Source organism: Stenotrophomonas sp. 85239_Sma (assembly GCF_056481725.1).
Map to the genome: position 1 here is coordinate 2875022 of NZ_CM151163.1, position 23268 is coordinate 2898289.

The window sequence follows — 23268 nt, forward strand, 5'->3', positions numbered from 1 at the left end:
GCTCCGTCCTTGGTGGAGTGCATGCGAAGCGCGCAATCTACCACTCCGCCCCGGCCACCGCAGCGGGTACATGCGGCCCCTTCGGGGCTGTGCCAGACTCACTCTGGCACCGGCCATGGATGATGGAGCACCGTACGATGATGATCGTTCCCGCGTACTGGGCTGAAGCCCGCCTGCAGTCCCGCTTTCGTGGCCGGCCGGTGGTGGTGCGCCGCTTCGGCTGGTCCGACGAAGGCCCTGCCCAAGCCCAGGCCCACGCCGACGCACGTGCCCATGAAGCCCTCAACGCCATCATCGCCGGGCAGGTACTGCCGCGCCGCGAAGTGCGCAGCAACTACGGTGTGGAGGGCGTGCCGATCCGCGAGCAGATCGTGCAGCGTGACGGCGATGTCATCATCACCCGCAACAGCTATGGCGCGCTGTGCCTCAACAGCCCCGACGTGCTGTTCGCCGATATCGACCATGCGCAGCCACCAGCCGGGTGCGTGATACCGGCCATCGTCGCTGCGGTCGTACTGCTTGCCGGTGCCATCATCGGCACCCTGCTCTGGCATTGGCTGGTGGGCCTGGTACTGGGCGTGGCGGCAGTGCTGCTGGTCAACACGGCCCTGCTGATGCGGCGGAAGCAGCGCCTGGCCGCGGCCGGCGGTGCTGAAGGGCTTGCGTTGAAGCGCGTGGACACTTTCAGTGAACAGCATCCTGATTGGCATCTTCGCGCCTACCGCACCCCGGCGGGGCTGCGCGTGCTGGTGATGCATGCCACGTTCTCACCCGAGGACGAGCTGCCGCAGGACTTCTTCAAGGCGCTGGGCACCGATCCGTTGTATGCGCGCATGTGCCGGCTGCAACATTGCTTCCGTGCCCGGCTGACCCCCAAACCCTGGCGTGTTGGCCTGCGATATCGCATCCGCCCGCCAGCGGCGGCATGGTCGGCCGAGCAGGCCAGCAATCCGGATCGCCTGGCCTGGATTGCCGACTACGAAAAGAAGAGCGCTGGCTTTGCCGCCTGTACCTACCTTCGCAGCTTTGGCGACACCACCCGTGTGCATGCCAAGGCCGAGCATGTGCGCGAGCTGCACGACCGGCTGTCGCACGCGCAGGACCGCCTGCCGCTGGCGTGAAGGTGGAGGCTCAGTCAGCACCCTGCACGAACGGCTGCCCTGCCAGGGTAGTGCCCAGCCGCACCGCGACCTGCTGCCCGCCCTTTTCGAAGGTTGTCGTGCAGCGGGTTCCCCCCTTCTGGCATCCGACTTCCGGAAAGCCCTCGAGCGACTCAGGCGTGCCCTGTACCGGGCGCGCCTGCCACCCTGCCGCATCCAGCAGGCGCTTGGCCTTGGCATAGGGCATGCCGGCAACGATGCCAAGCTGCGCCAGTTCCGACGGGAGTGACTGGGCATGCAGGCTCGGCGTCATCCCCAGCGCCAACACTGCGGCAACAAGTTTGGACTTCATTGGTGAAACCCATGGCGGACAGCAACAGACCTGCAGCGTATCGCAGCTTCCGCGCGCCATGGCTGCGGCATCACACACGGTTACGTAATCGCAACAGCACATGACACGGGGTCACCCTGCGGATCAATCAGGTGCTGTTGAGAACCGCGACCGGCGCCTCGCGCGCCGCCCGACGTGCCGGCACCCAGGCGGCAAGCTGTCCCAGCGCGAACATCAGCCCGACCCCCAGCGCGAGAAAGCCAGGATCGATGCGGGGTATCTCGTAGTAGCGCGCAACCCAGATATTCAATGCCAATGCCAGCGCGCTCCCAGCCAGTGCACCGACGAGTGTCAGCATCAGGTTCTCGATCATGAAGAAGCTGACCACATCACGCCTGCGCGCACCCAATGCCCGTCGTATCCCGATCTGGGGATAGCGCTTGCGGACCCAGAAGCTGGCCAACCCGTAAACGCCAGTACCGGTCACGATCAGCAGCGAGACGCCAGCGCACAGGAAAATGATCGCCATGGTGCGGTCACGCCGGAAGTACTCGGCCCGCAGCTCGCTGAAGCGCTGGACGCGAGACAGCATGCGATTGGCTTCGCGCCCGGCCAACGCGTTGCTGGCAGAGTCGAGCACGGTGGGAAGTACGCCCGGCTCGCTACGCACCGCATACATCACCCGGGTGCCATCAGGAATCAACGGCAGCAGCAGGCTCATGTCGTTGTCTCCATCGGTCCGCAGCACCGGCCTGGACAGGGTCTCGACGACCCCGACGATGCGCAGTGGATGGATGCCGTCCGTATACAGATCCCGCCCGACCGCACTGGCCGAGCCGAACAGGTGACGTGCGAGCGCGGCGGAGACGATGGCTTCACTGGCTTTGTAGAGGCCGGCGTAGTCCTGCGCGGACTCGGTCTGCACGAATGATGCGGCGGAGAAATCACGGCCTGCGACAAGGCGCATGCCCAGCGCTTCCACCGCACCGGCAGACATGCCATAGACTGCGGGCTCGGCCTCTACGATGCCGGACGTGTCCTGGCCCTGCACCGGGGCATTGGTGAAGCCGACGGTCCAGTTGTGCTGGCTCAACGGCAGTGACTCGGCCGCCACCACGGCCTTCACCCCGGCCACGTTGCGCAATGCCTGCATGTCTGCCTTGACCGCGGCGGCTGGATTGGCCGCCGCGCTGCCGACGAACTCGGTTTCGATGATGCCAAGCCCCTGCTCCTGCAGGCCGGTGTCGTAGGCGAGCGTCTCCACGCGCTGCGCAAGCAGGAAGGCGATATTGGTGACGCAGGCGGTGGCGATGATCACCTGCAGCAGCAGGATGCCGGCCACCAGCCGGTTCTTCTTCATCGCACGGGCAATCAACGGAATCTGTGAAACGCTCATTCAGCGGCCTTGATCTGCATGGCGACACGGGTGGAGGCCGCGCGCAGCGCGGGCAGGACGGCGGCGAACAGGCTGGCGATGCATGCCAGCACGGGCGTGGCGATCACCATCGCCGGGTCGATGACAGCGAGGCTGGCATAGTCTTCCGGCTGCATCCGCACCAGGAACAGCCCGGCCTGCGCGACCAGCAGGCCCACCCCTCCTCCCAGCAACCCGATCATCAGCGCTTCGGTGCACAACTGCAGGATGATGTCCCTGCGGCGGGCCCCCAGCGCACGGCGGACCGCGATCTCGTGCGTCCGGCGGACAAAACGGGCGAAGATCAGCGCTCCCATGTTGACCAGGCAGACGACCAGGAAGGCCAGGCACAACGCCAGCTGCAGCCGTACTTCGTCCGGAATGATCCGGCGCTGGACCAGATAGCTGCGCAGGCCGTCCAGGTGCGGGGGCGTCTGCCGGTCGAAGCGCCCACGTGCGTGCTGGTCCTGTACGTAGCGTTGCAGGAAGTGCAGGTACGCCTGCTGGCCGGCCTGATCCGGGATCTCGGCCCAGAGCTGGACCCACGCCGTGCTCGCGTCGACCATGCGGTTCGCCGGCGTGCTGCCTGACCAGCCGTACATGCTGTTGGCAACCCGAAGCTGAAGTTCTACCGCGGTCTGCAGCGGAATGAAGACATCGTCGCGTCCCTTGAAGGGTTCTTGCTGCAGGTCGGTATGGAAGCGCGGCAGCGGCATCCAGTCAGCGATCACTCCGACCACTCTGAAGGGCTGGCCATCCAGCTGCAGGGTCCGCCCGACCAGGGAACGTCCATGACCGAGCCGCTGCGCCAGCGTGTGACTGACCACCACGACCCGGGAGCGCTGCAGATCATCGTCCGCAGACCACCAGCTCCCCTGCAGCACCTCCATGCCGAACATCGCCGCTGCGTCCGCATTGGTGTACTGGCCATCAACGAAGAAGGCCGTCGATGCGCCCGGCTGCGGATCCACCAGCAGCCGGCCCGCAGCCAGTACGGCCTGCCGATGCGCAGGTGCATTGCGCAGCAGTTCGCGGGCATCGGGCCAGGTCATGGCCACCCGCGGATCCAGCCCCCCCTTGAGCTGGTACCCGGCCGGCAGCGGATCCAGGAAGGGGTGGAACAGCTGACCGCTGCGCCCGGGCAGCGGGTCCCAGGACATGGCGCGGACGACAGTGAGCATGGTCACGCTGGCACCGATGCCCAGCCCCAACGCCAGCACCAGAGCCAGCGTCATGCCTTTGGTCTCCAGCAAGCGGGTTCGCGCCAGCCCCAGGTAATACGTCAGCATCATCATCCTCGGCGCCTCAATGGAAGAACTCGGCGGCGGTCGGAACGACATCCACCGGCTCGATGCTCAACCACGCAGTGCTGTTCTGCGCACGTGCCCGCGCCTCGATGAGGTGCATCAGGCGGAACCGCGAGCGCTGCACCCGATCAATCGCCGCAGCGGTCTCCTGCGGCGCCCAGCAGCGCGCCAGCCCCAACGGGATCTTGTTGCCGTTGAGATCGTCGACGATCCGCTCCAGCGTCAGGTAACTCAGGCGCTGGGTCGAGGCGCTGTCGATGAATACCGATGCGGTGGGTGACAGGCGGGGCAGGAAGTGGCCCAGAAGGGCCTGGATGCTGTCCGGCGAATGATTGAAGTCCGAGAACAGCATGTCGATGCCGCCGTGCAGAGCGGGAGTAGCCGCGATGGCGGCGAAGTCGATGTCCTCGACGTGCACGTGGGCGAAGTCGGCCACGCCCGCCCAGGTCAGCAGCGCGTGCAGGAACGAAGGATAGTCCTGCCCCGGTTCGACGATCGTGCGCAACGGCCCCTGCAGCTCGGCCAGGAAACGCCGTGCGGGATCGCTGGCAAAGTGTGATCCATTGTCATAGCTGTGCAGGGCACCGGTCTGGTTCTCTTTCAGTGCTGCGGCGATCCAGGCAGTGGATACGCCGAACCCCGTACCAAGTTCGACCACTCTCTGTGGACGTGCACGCTTGACCAGGCTGTACAGCAGCACGCAGAGATCCTCGCTGCCGTACAGCCAGCCCATGCGCTCGCGGATCTCGGCCAGGCGCTCAATGTACGAGTGCATGTCGGGCATCGTTGCTCCCACAGCTGGAATCATCAGCGGCCAACCATTTGTCCAGCATGTCCACCATTGCGGGTTCCTCCGCCACTGAAAGCAGATAGGGCGAGAATGCGTGGAAGCGCAGCTGCCCGCCCTCGGCGAAGAGCAGCAGCTCTCCGGTTTCAGAACGGAAGGCACGACGCGCGGCCTGGTTGATGGCGCGCACCCGCTCGAGATCGAACGGCACCGTTTCGCCCCTGGGGAAGTGGACGCCATGCGCCGATTCACCGCAGAAGTACGCCACCAGCGGTACACCTTGTGGCCGCGAAACGAAGAACTGGTGACGCCGTTTCTCTTCCGGCAGCAGGTTGCGCTCCTGCTTCCAGTCGAACAGCGACCATACCGACTTCTGCAGAGGATCAACCAGACCGCGCAGGTCCGGCGCCTCATAACCGATCGAATAGACGAAGTCGGGCGTCTGGATATCGGCAAGTACCCGCTTGAGCTCGAACCACTGTACGTTCAGCGGCATCAGTGTGCGCGAGACGCCACGCACGCCGGTGTCGTGGCAGACGCTGGCCGCGGAATCGAGCAAGGACTGCAGCCGGATGTGCAGCCAGCGAGCGTCGATTCCGCTGTCCCTCAGGAATCCGTCCATGTGGGTGTTGGCCAGCGAGAACACCCGGTTGACCACCCTAGCACCGATGAACCGCTCGCGCATTTCCGCGCTGGGCTCGAAATCCAGAACTGCAGGCCAGCTGCCGGCACGCACCCGTGGCAACAGGTCATCAAGGTGCAGCAAATCGGCCCCGGACCGCGCCGCCCGGCGCGCGACCGGATCAGCGTGATCGGTGTACAACACGATGGTCCTGGCCTTCATTGCTGCCTCCCATAGCCATATTCCCGCTTCATGTCCGCCTGCATCTCGTCCATCATCGTCCCGATGTCGGCATTCAGTGGCTGGGTACTCATCAGCCGGCTGCTGAGATCCTGCTCGATGAGGAATCCGGCAGCACACACCGCAAGGCGACGGTGCACGTGCGCACGGGCAGCGGCATCGATGTTGTCGGCCACCGCAAGATGGCTCTTCAGCAACCGATGGCAGATGTAGTACACGAAGACCGCGTGGATGTACGAGGAGTTGGGGATCGGATTGCCCGACCACGGCGACACCACCCGGTGCTGATAGTCGTTGGCGACAAAGAAGCCATTGGCCAACTCCCACGCTGCAAGGAAATTATGGGTGCTCTCGTGCATGATGCTCTCCATGCAGGCCTCCACGCTCAGCTCGGGGTGGTGGATATTGAGCAGGCGCAGGGAACCGGGCTGGCGCGGTACATGCTCCGACCCGAAACGGCGCGCGACATCGGGTATTGATTCCTCGGATTTCCGGACAACGATGCGGCGGACGAAGTTGCGGATCACCAGGCCATACAGCGGTTCGGCGCGATCAATGCCTGCCAGCGCGCGCGACAGCTTGTCGAGCACGGCCGTCTGTTCCGCCTCATCCAACGCAAGGCACGGCTGGCTGAGCACGCCGGAACGCGGTTCATGGTGCCTGGCGACCTTGCTGTGCAGGTCGACGGCAACGCAATCACCCAGCATCGGAGGCGCATCCAGGATCCAGCGCCCCTGCTCGTCCTTGCGGGCGAACTGATCACCCACCGGGCTGTCGACCACCCAGTCGCGGCTCTCAAGCAGGTAGCGCGAGGGGGTGCCTGTGGCCAGGTCCAGCAACGCCTTTTCCCTCTGTACCAGATCGTGGATGGCAGACAGATTGCGTGCGGTTTCGGCATCCCATGCCATTGCGTCGGCGCCGGCTTCCGGCCGTTGCTTGCGAGCGGCGTCAAGCGCCATGTAGTTCTCGCAGAACTCGGAGCTCAGCAGCACACGCGCCTGGCGGTCGGCCGGCAGCGTTTCATAGATTGCATGGATCGAGCGAGCGATGACGCCATGCTCGGCATTCCCCAGTGCTTCCTGCAGGCGCGTCCGCATGCGTCGCAGGCGGGCCCACATGATGCCTTCCATCACGGCATCCATCTGGGCACTTGTGCGGGTGATCTCCATCAAGCACGCCGGGCGTGCCACATCGGCTTCCAACGGTTTCAGCTGCGCATTCATCGTTGCTCTCCCTGCATCCCGCATCAAAGAGTTGCGGGGGACACGGCCCCCCGCAGGCCGCCAGGTCAGACGTTGAAGCGCGTGGCTTCCACGTTCAACTCCGGCTCCTTGACGATATCGTGATGATGGTGCGAACCAATCGAATCGTCGTGGTGGCCGGTGGCCAGCGCTTCCAGGTTGTTGGCACGCGCGTTGGCCTGGAACTCGGCCATGGCCAGGTCATCCAGGCTCACGATGGCCGTGGCCTGGTCCAGGACACTGGATGCCACCGGAGCCTCGCTTGCCATCACGGCACCGGCTGAAGCGCTTCCGATCACCAGCAGCGTCAGGGCCGACAGCGCCTTGGGCATGTTGCGGTTGTCCTTCATGATGTTGCTCCGTTTGACTGACTCAGACGTCGAAACGTGCGTCGGAAAGGCCCTGGGCCTGCTCCTCGGGCACGGCATCGTGATGGTGGTGGGAACCGATGGAATCGGAGTGATGGCCCCCGGCGAGCGCGATGGCCTGCAGTTCGACGAACTCGGACATGCGCAGCGCGTCCAGGTCGGCATTGATCGAGGTGGCCGACTGCAGTCCCTGCTCCGCCGGTGCCGGGAGTGCCGCAGCACCTGCGGTGCCGGCAGCGCCGGCAATGATCAGGGTGAGCGAGGAAAGTGCGGTGGTTTTGATGCGATTGCTCATAACTAACCTTTCTCCAGAATGATGGACTTTCAGGCAACTACGAGTCGCGCTCCGTCCGTCGTGCACGAACGTCGGACCGCGATCGATTAATGCCAGTGTCGGAGAAGGGGAGCAAACACTCTGCTGTGCGCTGCACAGCACCGAGGAAATTGCGGGCTCACCGATGGGCGTGACCGCCTGGCAGCACGAGGCTGCCGGTGCAGGATCAAAGATAGGTTTCTGCGTTTTCCATCAGCGCGACAACGCTGGCAAGAAACGATACCGGCAGGTGCTTGGAGAGCTCGATCATCTTCTCTTCCAGCCTTGCCCTGGAGCCGCGCACCACGGGCTCGGCGGAAGGGGTTTCGCCCTGGGCCAGCCAGGCCAGCGTGACGCCAAGGGCATCGCTCATCTTATGCAGGTGATCGAGCGTCGGCGTGAATCCCTCCTCGCGCTCCCAATGCGCGACGGTGGCGCGGTTCACGCCCAGGCGGCGTGCCATGTCGGTCTGCGACAAACCGCAGTTGGTACGGGCCAACTTGATTCGTGAAGAGATCGTGCTGACATCCATCGGCTGGCCAAGCTCCCTGATCTGCCCATGTAGTCCAGGGACGGGCAGGAACGCCGAGTGTCAGACATGATCCGGAGCGAGTCAACGCAGTTGCGTCGCCTCCCGTGAATCCATCTGTGCGCCGCCTGTTCAGCGACTGCGCTGGCGCTCGATTTCCGCGTGGAGTTCCTGCAGTTGCGCAAGATACTGCTGGAAAACACCCAGGTCCGCCTCGACCAGGCGTGGCCAGTCGGGCTTCGCATTCAGCAACTGCTCGACCTGCTGTTGCGGTGCGCGGTCGAACCCCTCACCCAGGACCGCCAGGTAGCGCTGCCTGAAGCCCTCCGGATCCTGCTGGTCCTGTACAAAGAGCTGCACCGCGATCAGTCCGGCATACAGATAATTGGCCAGATAGAGCGGATCTTCGTACATGAGCCGTTTCGATATCCAGGTATTGCGCAGCTCGGGACGTTGCTCCCATGCCCCCCCATACCGGCCCAGAACCTTCATCGTCAGGGCGTCAAGCGCATCCGCATTGCCGACCCCATCGGCCACCACTTCCCGGTAGATGGACTGTTCCAGATCGGCCTCTTCCGAGGAAATGAACAGCTGCAGGATGATGTCATCGAGCAACGATTTCAGGTAATACGCCCTGGCCCGTGGATCACTCGCCTGCCGATAGAGCTGATCGCGGAACTTCAGTTCGTTGTAGATGGCAAACGACTCGGTCAACCACTTGTTGCCGTTGCGCTGGAATGATGATGCGCCGCCGCGCTGCATCCACTGGCCGTGCATGGCATGACCGGCTTCGTGGGCGATCTGGACGTCCCCTTCGAGGTCTCCCTGGCGATGGCCAACGAACAGCAGCGAAGGCATCCCCGGGGCACTGATCGAAAACGCATCCATCGCGCGCCGCCCTGCCGATCCGCCCAGATCCATGCGCCCGCCTGAAGGATCAAGCAACGCTCGCAGTCCTGTCACGTAATCCGGCCCCAGCACCTGCATTGATGCAGCCGCAGCATCCCGCAACTGCGTCAGGTCAAGCGGCGGAGGGATATAGCCGGCATCAGGCAGGTCCATGTCCCAGATCTGTGGAGAGGCCAGGCCCATGCGCTCAAGATGGGCCAACTGCATCTGCTGATAGTTCCGCCGCAGCGGCGCGTGGCGCGCTACCGCCGCCAGTGTCGCGTCGACGGCGGCCTGGTCCAGGCCCATGTGCCGGTAACTGCGGCCAGGTGCAGTTCCATCACCTTGCAGTTCCGATGCACGCTCATTGAGGCGCACCAGACCCAGCAGCACCGTTGCCATTTCGCCGCGCCGCGACGCCATCCCCTGCCAGTAGGCACGCCATGCCGCCTCGCGCAGCGGACGGTCCGGCAGGCGGGAAAGGGTACGCGCGTCGGTCCGGCTGTCGAGCGTCCGGCCTTCATGCTCGAAGCGCGCAAAGGACGCCGATTGCAGCAGCTGCCGGTGCAGGCGCCCGAAGCTGTCCAGCGCTGGGTCGGCCAGCGCGTCGACCGCATCAACCAGCGCTGCATTGGCCGGTTGCACGTCCTCCCGCAACGCCCGTTCACGCAGGTCGGCATGCGGCGCGATCCAGGCAGCGTGCGCAGGGGCATCACGCAATGCCTGCTTGGCAATCGCCGCGATACGTCCACACAGGCTGGCCACTTCGCCCTGGGTGTTGGCCAGCCGCGCATCATCGGCATTGCGCGCTGCCTGCAGATGCAGGTAACCATGGTGCCGGAGACACTCGCCATACAGATGCTCGGCCTGCTGGAAACGCGCTTCTGCTGGCGCATGCAGGGCCTTGAGGGCATCGGTCCTGCGCTCGAGGTTCTGCCATGCCGCACGTTCAGCGGTGGCGCTGCCAAAGTAGCTGCGGTCATCCGCCCGCAGGGCCTGCGCGTCCACTCCGTGTGTCATCCCGGCCAGCAGCGTGGCGATGATGAAAGTGATGGCGCGCATCCCGTTGCGATGCATCGATGTCTCCTGGACAGTTCCCGTGCGCAGCTTAGCAGCCCCGGCCCCGCCGCTGCCGCATCATGGACCGCCACGCAATGCAGGCCGGGCGGAACAGGCAACCTGCCAGCGACAGGAGCATCACCAGCGCCCTCTGCGCGCGGCCGTTCATGACGATCCATCGCTGCCCATTCCGCATGCCGTTCCTGGATGCTGCCTCTCTGTCAATGCGCGACGAATTCGTCGCGCACGGTTCCCCTCTTCCGATGCAGCAAGGCCGCCCAGAGGCGGCCTTGCCGTTCGTCACCTGGCGTTCTTCACGTAGGTGTCGAACCAGTTCAGCATTTCCGACACCAGCTGCTCGTTCGATTCCAGCGCGGTGTACCAGTGCGGTTCGTTCGGCAGCATCACCAGGCGGGTGGTACCGCCATTGCCGCGGATCGCCTGGTACAACTTTCGCGACTGGAACGGCTCGGTGCCCGGGTTGGCGTCATCCTCGCCGTGGACCAGCAGCAGCGGCAGCTTGATCTTGTCGGCATAGAAGAACGGCGAGGCCTTCAGGTACACATCCTGCGCCTGCCACACCGAGCGACGCTCGTTCTGGAAGCCGAACGGAGTGAAGGTCTTGTTGTAGGAACCGCTGGTAGCTACGCCAGCCTTGAACAGGTTGGTGTGCGCGATCAGGTTGGCGGTCATCAGGCCGCCGTGGCTGTGGCCGGTCACGCCGATGCGGTTGCGGTCGACCACGCCCATGTCCACGGCCTTGTCCACCGCCGCCTTGGCGTCGGCTTCCAGCTGCTCCAGGTAGGTGTCGTAGGCGTTCTTCGGGTCGCCCACGATCGGGAACGAAGCGTTGTCGATGATCGCGTAGCCGGCCAGCAGCATCAGACGGTACGGCTGCAGGCGGGTGAAGGTCTGCTGCGAGCCGGACACCTGGCCGGCCTGCGCGGCGTTGGCGAAGTCGGCCGGGTACGCGTACAGGATCGCCGGCACGCGCTGCCCTTCCTTGTAGCCCGGCGGCGTGTACAGGGTGAACGACAGGTCCACGCCGTCGGCACGCTTGTAGGTCACCAGCTGCTTCTTGATCTGGCGTACCTCCGGGGTCGGGTCGGCCAACCTGGTCAGCGCGGTCGCGATGGAAGCGAACTCCGCCTCGCCGGCCTTCGCATCGGCCACCGCCTCACCCTGCTGGCGGATGAAGGCGTTCGGCGGATCGATCACCGACTGGTGCCAGGTCAGGTAGCGGCCCGGCGTGCTGCTGAAACCGAGGAACTGTTCGTAGGCATCAGCACTGCTGCGGAACAGGCGCTCGCTCTTCAGCGTGCCCAGGTCCAAGCGATCAAGGAACGGACGGTCGCCCTGCGGCGAGGCACCACGGCCGCTGAGGAACACGTGGTTGCCGTCCTGGCGCACGACCTGCGCGCCATTCGCCAGGCGGGTAAAGACCAGGTTGCCGGGGTTGCCGTACAGCTCATCGCTGGACATGTCCCACAGCAGGCGGCCTTCCTTCTTCGGCTGGTCCACGTCGACGATGCGGGTCTGCATCCAGTGGCGGTTCTCGTCGTTCTCGTACTGGAAGGCCACGGCCGGATCGGCGGTCCACGCGAAGCCTTCAAAACGCTGCACGGTACGGGTGATTTCGGTCGGCTTGCCGGTGAACGGGGCCTTCAGCATCAGCACGCGATCGCGATGGGGCACGTTGACCTTCCAGTCGCCCTTGTCCAGCGCTTCGGCATAGACCAGGGTGGCCGGATCGGTGGCACGCCAGTCGAAACCGCGCGGGCCTTCCGGTACGCCGTGCACCGGCACGCGGTCGGCCAGCGGCAGGCTGGCGATCGGCGTGCTGCGGCCATTGCTGATGTCCAGCACCGCCACATCATTGGCGAAGCGCTGGTAGGTCACCGCATGCGAGTACGGTGCCTTGATCGACTCGGTCAGCACATGCACGCCATCGGGCGCTGCGCTGACCTCGTTGAACAGCGCCGGCTGCCCCACCGGGCGCACGCTGCCCGCGGCAGTGTCGACCACAGCCAGCTGCGAGGCACCATAGTAGGCGAACAGCTTTTCGTCATGCACGCTGGTCAGCGTATCGCGGGCCTCATAGGTGCTGCTTTCGCCACTGCTGCCCAGCGACTCCTGCGCGTCCGGACCGGTCGGCACGCCCCCATTGGACGGCGCCGGGCCCTGATTGGCCGGTACCAGCTTCACCAGCAGGTTCTGGCTTCCACCCAGCCACTGCACGGTGTTGCCGAAGATCGGGTTCAGCTGCACGTTCGGCACCTGCTTCACCTGGCCGGTGGCAGCATTGCCCACCCACAGCTGCACGCTCGTATCGACCGCGTTCTGGAAGGCGAAGTGACTGCCATCGGCCGACCACAGCGCCCCGGTCGCGCAGCCCTGCGGCAGGTCCACCTTGGTTTCCTTGCCGCTGCCGATGTCGACCAGGGTGAAGTCGGCCACGCAGGCCGGAATGCCGTAGCCGCCGGGAGTGTCATGGCGACTGCGGTTCTTCGGCTCCAGGCGCACGCCGGCCAGTTTCAGGTACGGCTGGGCGACGCGGCTGATCGACGGATAGGTCTGCGCGGTAGTCAGCAGCAGGCGTTGGCCACCCGGCGCCACGTTCGGTACCGGCGGCGGCGGTGCCTTCAGCACCTTGAGCAGGTGTTCCGGCGGCTTCGCGTAATCAGCGAAGGCCGGGCCGGCGGCCAGCAGGCCGACGGTGGCAACGGCAACAGCCGCCGCCAGAGAGGTTCGACGGATCAGCATCCTTATCCCCTGGGTGTGAATGGATGCCCGGACTCGGGCATGGCCCCGAATCTAGCACCGCAGGGGGTGAGGAGAATGGGCCGGAAGGGCTAGTGGCCGGATGGGGCAAAGTGGAGTGCGGGCGGCCATCGCCAGGCATGGCCTGGCACTACTGCCGGGCGTGCAGGTCCCAGGTGGCCAGATAGTCCGGGTCGACCACGATCATGCCGCTGTTGCGCATGCGGTACTCACCGGGCTCGGCCGGCAGGTACTGATCGAGCATCGGCGGCAGGTAGCGCTCGTGGCCATCATTCTCGTCGGCCAGCACCACGCCCTCAACGGCACTGATGCGCAGCACCGTGCCGGCGTACTGCTCGAGTCCCTGCACCTGGCCGTCACCGCCATAGCGCGTTACGCCGACCAGCACCACCTTGCCGATCATTTCCTCGACCTTGGCATCGTCCAGGGGCGGCAGCATGGGAGTGAGTTCGTCGCTCATCGGTACACCTCCAAAGCCTGCAGGATCATCGTGGACAAGGCACCTTCCGCGCGGCAGTCATCGGCGGCATCGCAAGGGGCGCATTGAAAGCAGGTATCCAGCGGAATCGCAGCGCCGGCAATCCATGCCGGCTCCGCCATGATGGGTGAGGCAGGTCGTGCGTTGGGCGGCCATCCCTGCCGGCATTATGACCGTATCAGGCCAGGCTCAACTCCACGCGGTGCATGGCGTGCAGGATGATGCGTGACAGCTGCGCTCTAGCGGCATGACAGCCTCCCGTTGAAGGTTACACGCGGGTGGAATGCTCCATTGAAGGCGATGCTGCCACCGGCAACGGAAGGGCGAAGTGAAGACCAAGCCCCAATTCGTCTTTCCTGTCGATTTCGCATGGATCAGGTGCACTTGACCTTCGCTTCATCCGGCTCAGCCACCAGACAGAGGGTGCGGGCGCGGCGCAGGACATCTTCGTGGTGAAGAGCGCGCAGGAGAAGCCGTCCTCGCTGCGCGCGCCCTCGCCCACCGCAGCGGCCCGTGCAGGACGGCCAGACAATCGCCGGGGTCAACCAGTGCACCGCCGCGGCGTTGCCGGGCGCGCCCCCCAGCACCACGCTAGAATGCGCCATGCGCACCGTACACGCCCTCCGCTACATCACCCCCTTACGGGAGGGGGGCTCCCTGCCGGCTGTGGTCGAGACCGACGACGACGGCATGGCCGTGCTGAAGTTCCGTGGCGCCGGGCAAGGCCCGAAGGCGCTGATCGCCGAGCTGGTCGCCGGTGAGATGGCGCGCACGCTGGGCCTGCCGATTCCGGAAATCCTGTTCGTGGAACTGGACCGCGAGTTCGCCCGCACCGAGCCCGACCCGGAGATCCAGGAGCTGATCCGCGCCAGCGAGGGCCTGAACCTGGGCCTGGACTACCTGCCCGGCGCGATCAATTACGACCCGGCGGCGATGCCGGTGGATGCCGAGCTGGCCTCGCGCATCGTCTGGTTCGATGCGTTCACCAGCAATGTCGACCGCACCACCCGCAACCCCAACCTGATGGTGTGGCACCGCAAGCTGTACCTGATCGACCACGGTGCGGCCATGTACTTCCATCACGACTGGGCCAATGCCGGCGACGCCTGCGAAAAGCCCTTCGTACTGATCCGCGACCACGTGCTTCTGTCGTTCGCCAACCGCATCGCCGAAGTGGATGCCGAGCTGGCCGCGCGCCTCACCGATGCCGAGATCGAGCGCATCGTCGGCCTGGTGCCGGACAGCTGGCTGGTCAACGAGCCGGCATTCGACAGCCCGCAGGCCTACCGCCAAGGCTACATCGACTATCTCAAGCATCGCCTGGAAGTGCGTGCGGTGTTCGTGCAGGAGGCCCTCCGTGCCCACGCTGCACACGTATGACTACGCGGTCATCCGCGTGGTACCGCGGGTGGAACGGGAGGAATTCATCAACGTCGGGGTGATCGTCTCCTGTCCTGGAGCGCGTCATCTGGAGGCGGCCATCGAGATCGATCCTGCGCGCCTGCACGCGTTTGCCCCGGCGCTTGACCAGGGGGCATTGCAGCCGTGGCTGGATGCGATCGTGGCGATCTGCCGCGGCGATGCTGGCGCTGGGCCGATCGCGCAGCTGCCCGCACGCGCACGGTTCCACTTCCTCACCGCCAAGCGCAGTTCGATCGTGCAGATGTCGAGCACGCATGTGGGCCGCACGGCCGATCCGGCGGGTGTGGTGGAACACTTGATGACGAAGATGGTGCGGGTGCCGGAATGACCGGCACCTGCCGCGGTCACAGTGGCACTCTACGCGCGATGTAGTTGACCACGTTGCCGATCGCATCCGGATCGACATTGGCCAGCCCAACGATCACATAGCCCTGTGCGGGCAGCACCACGATGGCGCTGTTGGAGCCGGGCGCACCGCCTTCGTGGCCATACTGGTGTTCCCTGCCCTCGCCCTGCACCACGAAGCCGAATCCATACCAGCCCTTGTGGTTCTGCGCCGTGATGGCCTGCTGCAGCAATGCAGGCGAGACCAGCGTGCGGCACTGCTGTGCATCCAGCTGGGCAACGGCCGTGCCACCTTCCGGACATCGGTTGTCGCGCTGGCGCAGCCATTGCCGCTGCAGATCGCGCAGCACCCTCTGGTCGCTGGCCGTCAGCGTGGAGCGCGCCGCACTATAGGCGGCGTTGAGCGCATCGTCGTGCACCTTGAATTCAGCGTCGGAACAACCACGCTGGGCGTCCAGCGCGTTGCCCGCGGCCGCCATGCAGGGCGCATGGGCGGGGCTCAGATAGCGCGCATCGCCCGCGATCAGCGACAGCGGTCCCAGCCCCATGGCCGTGTTCAGGCGAGCAGCCACTATTTCGGCAGGGCGAAGGCCATCACGTAATCGCCGTTCGGGGTTTCCATGAAATGGTGGCCGCCGGCCATGATCACCACGTACTGGCGCCCGCCCTGTTCGTAGATCATCGGAGTGGCCTGGCCACCGGCCGGCAGCCGGGTGTGCCACAGCTCCTTGCCGGTCTTCAGATCGATGGCGCGCAGCAGGTCATCGGTGGCCGCGGCGATGAACACCAGGCCACTGGCAGTGATCACCGAGCCGCCATTGTTCGGTGTGCCGATCTCGATCGGCAGGCCGGAACGGATGCCGAACGGCCCATTGCCGCGTGCACTGCCGAATGGGCGATCCCATAGCAGCTTGCCGTTGCGCAGGTCGATGGCACGGATGCCGCCATAGGGCGGCTGCTTGCACAGCAGGCCGGTGAACGGCAACCGCCAGCCGGCATTGACATCGATGGCATACGGCGTGCCCACCTGCGGGTCGCCCGCGCCCTCGGCACCGCCCTTGTCGAACCGGATCTTCTCGCGCGGCAACCAGCCCAGCCGGTCGGCCTCCGCGCGTGGGACCAGCCGGATGTAGTTCGGCATGTCGTTGTAGTTGGCCACGATCACGCCGCGGCGTGTATCGATCGACACGCTGCCCCAGTCCGAGCCACCGTTGTAACCGGGGTACTCGATGGAATGGCGGTCACTGCTCGGCGGCGTGTAGAAGCCTTCGTAATAGGCCTTGCGGAACTGGATGCGGCAGACCAGCTGGTCGATCGGGGTGATGCCCCACATGTCACGCTCGGTCAGGTCATGCTCGCGACGCAGCGTGTGGTACAGCGAGAACAGCTGGGTGGGTGAACGCTGCTCGGGTTCGACGCCACCCACCGGTACCTTGCGCTCTTCGGCAGCTGTCAGCAGCTGGCCATTGCGGCGGTCGAGGATGTAGAGGTCGCCCTGCTTGGTCGGCAGCAGGATCGCCGGTACCCTGCCCGCCGCCGTCGGGTAGTCGATCAGGCTGGCCTGCGAACCCAGGTCGTAATCCCACACATCCTTGCGCACGGCCTGGAAGTGCCAGGCCGGCTTGCCAGTGGCTACGTCGATCGCCACCAGCGAGGTCGAGTAGCGGTTCTGGTTTTCCGTGCGTGAGCCACTCCAGTAGTCACCCGCGGAATTACCCAGCGGCAGGTAGACCAGGCCCAACGCCTCATCACCGGTGGCCGTGGTCCACATGTTGGGGGTGCCGCGCGTATACGTCTGCTCGCGGGGCGGCAGGCCGCTACGCTCGGGCTGGTCCATGTCCCACGCCCAGCGCAGCTTTCCAGTGATCGCGTCGTAGGCCTGGATCACGCCCGACGGCGCATCGCGGCGCTGCCCATCCAGCACCTGGTGGCCGGTGACGATCACCCCGCGCACGATGGCCGGCGGCGAGGTGATCGACACATAGCCCGGCGGCACCTCGCCCATGCCCAGGGTGATATCGACCTGGCCGTTGTTGCCGAAGTTGGCGCACGGGCGGCCGCTGTCCGCATCCACCGCGATGATGCGCCCGTCCAGCGTGCCTTCGATGATGCGCGCCCAGCACGCCGGACGGCTACCCGGCGCGGCACCGCGGGTGACGCTGGGCGACGGTTCGGGCAAGGCCAGATCGGCTGCGGCATCGGCCAGCGTTGCATCGGCAAGGACCGGTGTGCGGGGCTGCTCGTAGTAGCTCACCCCACGGCAGGCGGCGGTGTACGGGATCGAGGCGTCCTTCACCTTCGGATCGAACCGCCACAGTTCCTTGCCGCTGGCTGCATCCAGCGCGATCAGGCGGTTGCGCGCGGTGCACAGGTACAGGCGGTCGCCGATCTTCAGCGGCGTGGTTTCCGCGCCCCAGCGCTTCTTCGGCAGGTCACCGGTGCGGAACTGCCAGGCCAGCTGCAGCGTGCCGACGTTGGCCGGGGTGATCTGCTGCAGCGGCGAGTAACGGGTGGCGGCGTTGCTGCGGCCCCAGGCCGGCCAATCACTGTTGGCAGGTTGGTCGGCCGGCTGCAGGCCGGTGGTATCACGGGTGGGTTCCAGGCCGGCGCTGACCGCGCCTTCCGGGAACGGCTGGTGCCCATCCACCTCGCCATGCGGCGCAAACGCCAGGCCGAACGCGGCCACGAATACCAGCATCAGCATAGCGGCCACCGCACGCGACAGCCGTTTGGGAACGGGATCACACAGGGTCGGCGCCAACAGCGCCAGCACGATGCCCAGTGCGGTCACCAGGCCCAGCCGCGGCACCCACCGCCAGTAGTCACTGCCCGACTCCCACCAGGTCCACAGCAGCGTTCCGATGAACACCAGCGCGTACAGCAGCGCGCCACTGCGGCGGTTGCCGAACAACAGGATGCCGCTGGCCAGCATTCCAAGGCCGGCAATGGCGTAGTACGCCGAACCACCCAGGCTGAGCAGCCACGCGCCGAGCCCGCCGATGACCAGGCCAAGCACGGCCAGCAGCAGCGACAGCACGGCCACCAGGGGATGGCGGTACACAACGGGGGCGGCGGACTGCGGCGTGGCGGACATCGTCGATCTCCGGGGCAGCATGCCTGTTATCCCACCGTCGCTGTGAAGTGCGCGTGCGGTGAGCGCCGGATACAACAACGCCGGCACGAAGCCGGCGTTGTTGAGGTGGCGAGACGACGCGAGCTTACGCCTGCGGCGCGTCCTCGCTTGGTGCGGGGGCTTCGGCCGGGGCGGCGGCTGCCACCTCGTCCTCGTCCTCGTCGATCGAGGCGTCCATGCGCTCCACCGCCTGCAGCTTCTCGTCCTTGGACAGGCGGATCAGGGTCACGCCCTGGGTGTTGCGGCCGACGCGGCTGATTTCCGAGCCGCGCGTACGCACCAGGGTGCCACCATCGGAGATCAGCAGGACTTCGTCGCTGGAACCCATCAGCACCGCAGCAACCAGCTTGCCGTTGCGCTCGGTGGTCTGGATGCCGATCACGCCCTGTGTACCACGGCCCTTGCGCGGGTAGTCCGGCAGCGGGGTGCGCTTGCCGTAGCCGTTCTCGGTGGCGGTGAGGATGTACTGCACGCTGGCGTCATCAGCACCGTCGATCACCGCATCGCCAGTGGCGACGGCTTCATCGACACCGTTGTCCTCCTCGTTCTCATCCTCGATGCCACCGGCACTCTCGGCCACGATCAGGCTGACCACTTCCTCGCCGGCCGGCATCTTGATGCCGCGCACGCCGGTGGCGGTACGGCCCATCGAGCGGACCTTGTCTTCACCGAAGCGCACGGTCTTGCCGTTGGAGGCGAACAGCAGGATGTCACGCTCGCCATCGGTCAGGCCGACGCCGACCAGGGCATCGCCCTCGTCCAGGTTGATCGCGATCTTGCCGCGCGCCAGACGGAAGGCGAACTCGCCCAACGGAGTCTTCTTGACCGTACCGTTCTTCGTGGCGAAGAACACGAACTGGCCATCGGCGTACTCGCGGACCGGCAGCACGGCCTGCACGCGTTCGCCGGGTTCCAGCGGGATCCAGTTGATGATCGGACGGCCGCGGGCGTTGGAACCGGCTTCGGGCAGCTGGTAGACCGGCAGCCAGAACACCTTGCCCGAGCTGGTGAAGGTCAGCAGCGTGTCGTGCGTGTTGACCAGCCACAGCTGTTCGATGAAATCCTCTTCCTTGGTCGCCGCCGCACTGCGGCCACGGCCACCGCGGCGCTGTGCGCGGTACACGCTTACCGGCTGCCGCTTCACGTAACCGGCATGCGACACGGTGACCACCACGTCTTCCGGGGCGATCAGGTCGAGGATGTCCAGGTCTTCTTCGCTGTGGCGGATTTCGGTACGACGCTCGTCGCCGAACTCGGCCTTGACGTTGACCAGCTCCTCGCGGATCACCTGCAGCAGGCGGTCGGGATCTTCCAGGATGTGGATCAGCCCGGCGATCACTTCCAGCAGCTGCTTGTACTCGTCGGTCAGGCGGTCCTGCTCCAGCCCGGTCAGGCGGTGCAGGCGCATCTCCAGGATCTGGGTGGCCTGGATCTCGGTCAGCTGGTAGCCGCCCTCGATCAGGCCCACGCCCTTGGGCAGGTCTTCCGGACGCGAGGCTTCGGCACCGGCGGCACCCAGCATCGCCCCCACCAGGCCCGGCTCCCACACGCGCGCCAGCATGCGCTCGCGGGCTTCGTTCGGGTTCGGCGAGGTCTTGATCAGTTCGATCATCTCGTCGATGTTGGCCAGCGCAACGGTCAGGCCTTCCAGCACGTGCGCACGGGCGCGCGCCTTGCGCAGCTCAAACACGGTGCGGCGGGTGACCACTTCGCGACGGTGGCGGACGAAGGCCTCGAGCATCTGCTTGAGGTTCATCAACTGCGGGCGGCCATCGACCAGCGCCACCATGTTGATGCCGAACACCGATTCCATCTGCGTCTGCTGGTACAGGTTGTTCAGCACAACCTCGGCAGATTCACCGCGCTTGATCTCGATGTAGATGCGCATGCCGTCCTTGTCGGACTCATCGCGCAGCTCGCTGATGCCTTCGATCTTCTTTTCCTTGACCAGCTCGGCGATCTTCTCGATCAGACGCGCCTTGTTCACCTGGTAAGGAATTTCAGTGACGATGATCGATTCGCGGCCGTTGTCGGCCACTTCGATATCGGCCTTGGCACGGATGCGCACGCGGCCACGGCCGGTGCGGTAGCCGGCGACGATGCCGGCGGTGCCATTGACGATGCCGGCAGTCGGGAAGTCCGGGCCGGGGATGTATTCCATCAGGCCGTCGACATCGATGTCCGGGTTGTCGATCAGCGCGATGCAGGCATTGATCGATTCACTCAGGTTGTGCGGCGGGATGTTGGTCGCCATGCCCACCGCGATACCGGCCGAACCATTGACCAGCAGGTTCGGGAACCGGGTCGGCATGACCGTCGGCTCCAGTTCCTTTTCATCGTAGTTGGGCTGGAAATCGACGGTTTCCTTGTCGATGTCGGCCATCAGCTCATGCGCCAGGCGCGACATGCGCGCCTCGGTGTATCGCATCGCTGCGGCGGAGTCGCCGTCGATCGAACCGAAGTTGCCCTGGCCGTCGACCAGCATGTAGCGCAGCGAGAACGGCTGTGCCAGGCGCACCAGCGTGTCGTACACCGACTGATCGCCATGCGGGTGGTACTTACCGATGACGTCACCGACGATACGCGCCGACTTGAAATAGGGCTTGTTGCTGTGCGCGTTGAGCTCGTTCATCGCGTACAGCACGCGGCGATGCACCGGCTTGAGGCCATCGCGCGCATCCGGCAGCGCACGGCCCACGATCACGCTCATGGCGTAATCGAGGTAGCTCTTGCGCATCTCGTCTTCCAGGTTGACCTGGATGATTTCCTTGGCGGTTTCTGCCATTCGGGTTCCGTTGTCTGGTAGCGGTCCAGTCCGGCGCAGCCCTCTGCGGGAGGGGGTCGTGCCGGAACCTCGATTCAACCTGCGAATACTACCACAACAGGCTGTTTCCCGCCTCCCTTTACGGGGATTTTACCGGCACAAATCAGGAACTTAGGGGGCTATACCGCGCCAGTCGGGCCAGGCCCATGCTGGGTTGCGGCGGATTCCCGGCTGGGCCGAGCATGTGCTCGGCTCCGCAGGCATCCGCGACCCAGCCTGCCTCAACCGCCGAAGGCGGCGCGCATGTTCTCGGCGGTCGGGTTCAGGATGACCCCCCGCTCGGTCACGATCGCGTCGATCAGCTCGCCCGGGGTGACGTCGAACACCGGGTTCCAGGCAGCAATGCCCTCGGCGACAGTACGGGTACCGCCCACACCGTACAGCTCACCCGGGTCACGCTGCTCGATCTCGATCTGGCTGCCATCGACGGTTTCCATGTCCACGGTCGAGGACGGCGCCACCACCATGAACCTGACACCGTGGTGGCGCGCGGCGATGGCCAGCTGGTAGGTGCCGATCTTGTTGGCGGTATCGCCATTGGCGCAGATGCGGTCCGCGCCCACGATCACCCACTGCACGGCGCCGGTCTTCATCAGGTGCGAGGCGGCCGAATCGGCGATGAGGGTGGCATCGATGCCATCCTGCTGCAGCTCCCACACGGTCAGGCGTGCACCCTGCAGCCACGGCCGGGTCTCGCCGGCGAACACGCGGGCGACGCGGTGCTGGGCCATGCCGGCGCGGATCACGCCCAGCGCGGTACCGAAGCCCGCAGTGGCCAGCGAGCCGGTATTGCAGTGGGTCAGCACGCCGCTGCCGGCCTCGATCAGGCCCGCGCCCAGCGCGCCCATGTGGCGGTTGGCGGCCAGGTCTTCCTCGGCGATGGCCTGCGCTTCCGACTCCAGCAGAGCCTTCCAGTCGGCACCGGCGGCGCTCAGGCAACGGCGCATGCGTGCCAGCGCCCAGGCCAGGTTGACCGCAGTCGGGCGCGATGCGTTGAGGCGCTGCAGGGCCGGTTCCAGCTGCTGTAGCGTGTGCGCACCATCGGCGGCCTGCACCTCGCGCGCGGCCAGCACGACTCCCCAGGCGGCGGCAATGCCGATCGCCGGCGCGCCACGCACGGTCAACGCGTGGATCGCGCTGGCAACTTCGTCGCTGTCATGGCAGACCACGTGCTCGACCACGAACGGCAGCTTGCGCTGGTCCAGCAGTTGCAGGGCATCGCCGGTCCACAGGATCGGGCGGATGTGGTCGTAACGGGCGTAGTCGATGTCAGAGGCAGTGTTCATGGGCCCATTGTAGGGCCAGGCCCCGCAGGGTTGGAGCCTGCCCGGGCTCAATTCACCGAGAATTCGGCGCGGCAGCCGCCGTCCACCCAGATCCCGTTGCGACTCCAGCCCCAGGTGCTGCCTTCCTCGCAGGGCGTGCTGGACAGCTGCTCGGAGACCACGGCGCCAACCGAGATGCTGGCACCGCAGAAACGCCGCTTCTTCGACTTCGATTCGCAGGTGAGGCGGCGTGGCACGTCAACGAAGCGGCCGTCATCATCGGCCACTTCGAAATCGCCCTGGCAGCCACGGCTGGTCCAGACTTCATTGCGCTTGTAGCCCCAGCCCTGCCCTTCGCGGCACGGCAGCACGGACAACTGGCGCAGCAGGCGCACCGGCGCGCCATCGAGCCGTACCGGGCAACTCTGCGGACGGCCATTGGATTCACAGCGCACCACGCGGCGCACCAGGCGCTTTCCAGAGGTGTCTGCCGGCAGCGCCGTGCCCGCTGCGCGCCGGGCACGGAACTCGGCACGACAGCCCAGGGTGACCCACACGCCGCTGCGGTCGGTTCCCCACTCACTGCCACGGATGCAGCTGTTGCTGGACAGCTGGCGCACCAGATCGACGCCGTTGGCGACCTCGATATCGCAGTGCACCCAGCCCATGTCGCGTGATTCGCAGGTCACCACTTCGTCGTCGTAGCCCACCTGCTGGGCCGACGCCGGCGACGGCAGCCAAGCCCCCCACAGCGCGATGGAGTAGACCGGTGCCGCCACGACCGCAAACCACTTGACCAATGCCTTCCCCAACAGGAGTGG

At 65.7% G+C, this 23268-nt stretch carries 20 protein-coding genes; 3 read left to right on the forward strand and 17 right to left on the reverse strand.

Features of this window, described 5'->3' with window-relative positions:
- Positions 1 to 137 precede the first annotated feature (137 nt).
- Positions 138 to 1121, forward strand: a complete 984-nt coding sequence (locus ACYKG1_RS13525; RefSeq protein WP_100473270.1) for a hypothetical protein — start codon at positions 138 to 140, stop codon at positions 1119 to 1121.
- A 10-nt stretch (positions 1122 to 1131) separates the two neighbouring features.
- On the opposite strand, the gene ACYKG1_RS13530 is transcribed toward ACYKG1_RS13525, so the two are convergent.
- The 12 genes from ACYKG1_RS13530 to ACYKG1_RS13585 form a co-directional block, all read right to left on the reverse strand.
- The gene (locus ACYKG1_RS13530; protein ID WP_100473271.1) at positions 1132 to 1452 is read right to left on the reverse strand and encodes a hypothetical protein; all 321 of its coding nucleotides are present in this window, start codon (positions 1450 to 1452) and stop codon (positions 1132 to 1134) included.
- 127 nt (positions 1453 to 1579) lie between these two features.
- Positions 1580 to 2791 carry an ABC transporter permease gene (locus tag ACYKG1_RS13535; protein ID WP_478470730.1) on the reverse strand — a complete coding sequence of 404 codons (1212 nt, stop codon included), beginning with the start codon at positions 2789 to 2791 and terminating at the stop codon, positions 1580 to 1582.
- A 32-nt stretch (positions 2792 to 2823) separates the two neighbouring features.
- Complete coding sequence (locus tag ACYKG1_RS13540; protein WP_262227320.1) at positions 2824 to 4080, reverse strand: ABC transporter permease; 1257 nt, start codon at positions 4078 to 4080, stop codon at positions 2824 to 2826.
- Positions 4081 to 4150: 70 nt separating this feature from the next.
- Entirely contained in the window at positions 4151 to 4927 is a 777-nt protein-coding gene (locus tag ACYKG1_RS13545) for a class I SAM-dependent methyltransferase (protein ID WP_478470731.1), read from the reverse strand.
- A complete protein-coding gene (locus ACYKG1_RS13550) occupies positions 4911 to 5783 on the reverse strand; it encodes a hypothetical protein (RefSeq protein ID WP_478470732.1) in 873 nt (290 codons plus the stop codon). Before ACYKG1_RS13550 ends, ACYKG1_RS13545 begins: the two co-directional genes overlap by 17 nt.
- Positions 5780 to 7024 (reverse strand): hypothetical protein, encoded by a 1245-nt coding sequence (locus tag ACYKG1_RS13555; protein ID WP_478470733.1) that lies wholly within the window; start codon positions 7022 to 7024, stop codon positions 5780 to 5782. Before ACYKG1_RS13555 ends, ACYKG1_RS13550 begins: the two co-directional genes overlap by 4 nt.
- A gap of 65 nt (positions 7025 to 7089) precedes the next feature.
- The gene (locus tag ACYKG1_RS13560) at positions 7090 to 7392 is read right to left on the reverse strand and encodes a hypothetical protein (protein ID WP_262083399.1); all 303 of its coding nucleotides are present in this window, start codon (positions 7390 to 7392) and stop codon (positions 7090 to 7092) included.
- 22 nt (positions 7393 to 7414) lie between these two features.
- On the reverse strand, positions 7415 to 7705 hold the full coding sequence (locus tag ACYKG1_RS13565; protein WP_478470734.1) for a hypothetical protein: 291 nt from the start codon (positions 7703 to 7705) through the stop codon (positions 7415 to 7417).
- 205 nt (positions 7706 to 7910) lie between these two features.
- Positions 7911 to 8255 (reverse strand): helix-turn-helix domain-containing protein, encoded by a 345-nt coding sequence (locus tag ACYKG1_RS13570; RefSeq protein WP_262083401.1) that lies wholly within the window; start codon positions 8253 to 8255, stop codon positions 7911 to 7913.
- Between the two features lie 129 nt (positions 8256 to 8384).
- Entirely contained in the window at positions 8385 to 10217 is a 1833-nt protein-coding gene (locus ACYKG1_RS13575) for a M3 family metallopeptidase (RefSeq protein WP_478470735.1), read from the reverse strand.
- A 282-nt stretch (positions 10218 to 10499) separates the two neighbouring features.
- Positions 10500 to 12962: a S9 family peptidase gene (locus ACYKG1_RS13580; RefSeq protein ID WP_478470736.1), complete on the reverse strand. Its 2463-nt coding sequence runs from the start codon at positions 12960 to 12962 to the stop codon at positions 10500 to 10502.
- A 148-nt stretch (positions 12963 to 13110) separates the two neighbouring features.
- Positions 13111 to 13440 (reverse strand): hypothetical protein, encoded by a 330-nt coding sequence (locus ACYKG1_RS13585; RefSeq protein WP_100473280.1) that lies wholly within the window; start codon positions 13438 to 13440, stop codon positions 13111 to 13113.
- 621 nt (positions 13441 to 14061) lie between these two features.
- Here ACYKG1_RS13585 and ACYKG1_RS13590 point away from each other — a divergent pair.
- Positions 14062 to 14838: a HipA family kinase gene (locus ACYKG1_RS13590; RefSeq protein WP_100473281.1), complete on the forward strand. Its 777-nt coding sequence runs from the start codon at positions 14062 to 14064 to the stop codon at positions 14836 to 14838.
- Positions 14816 to 15208, forward strand: coding sequence for a DUF3037 domain-containing protein (locus ACYKG1_RS13595; protein ID WP_100473282.1), 393 nt, complete (start codon positions 14816 to 14818; stop codon positions 15206 to 15208). The genes ACYKG1_RS13590 and ACYKG1_RS13595 overlap by 23 nt, the downstream gene beginning before the upstream one ends.
- Before the next feature lie 16 nt (positions 15209 to 15224).
- Here the strand turns inward: ACYKG1_RS13595 and ACYKG1_RS13600 are convergent, their stop codons facing one another.
- From ACYKG1_RS13600 to ACYKG1_RS13620, 5 genes are all read right to left on the reverse strand, one after another.
- A complete protein-coding gene (locus ACYKG1_RS13600; RefSeq protein ID WP_478470737.1) occupies positions 15225 to 15773 on the reverse strand; it encodes a lysozyme inhibitor LprI family protein in 549 nt (182 codons plus the stop codon).
- Positions 15774 to 15796: 23 nt separating this feature from the next.
- Entirely contained in the window at positions 15797 to 18319 is a 2523-nt protein-coding gene (locus ACYKG1_RS13605; protein WP_478470738.1) for a membrane-bound PQQ-dependent dehydrogenase, glucose/quinate/shikimate family, read from the reverse strand.
- A gap of 124 nt (positions 18320 to 18443) precedes the next feature.
- Positions 18444 to 21143 (reverse strand): DNA gyrase subunit A, encoded by a 2700-nt coding sequence (gene gyrA / locus ACYKG1_RS13610; protein WP_478470739.1) that lies wholly within the window; start codon positions 21141 to 21143, stop codon positions 18444 to 18446.
- A gap of 260 nt (positions 21144 to 21403) precedes the next feature.
- Complete coding sequence (gene mtnA, locus ACYKG1_RS13615; protein ID WP_478470740.1) at positions 21404 to 22468, reverse strand: S-methyl-5-thioribose-1-phosphate isomerase; 1065 nt, start codon at positions 22466 to 22468, stop codon at positions 21404 to 21406.
- A gap of 47 nt (positions 22469 to 22515) precedes the next feature.
- Entirely contained in the window at positions 22516 to 23247 is a 732-nt protein-coding gene (locus tag ACYKG1_RS13620; protein ID WP_100473286.1) for a DUF3011 domain-containing protein, read from the reverse strand.
- Positions 23248 to 23268: the final 21 nt, after the last annotated feature.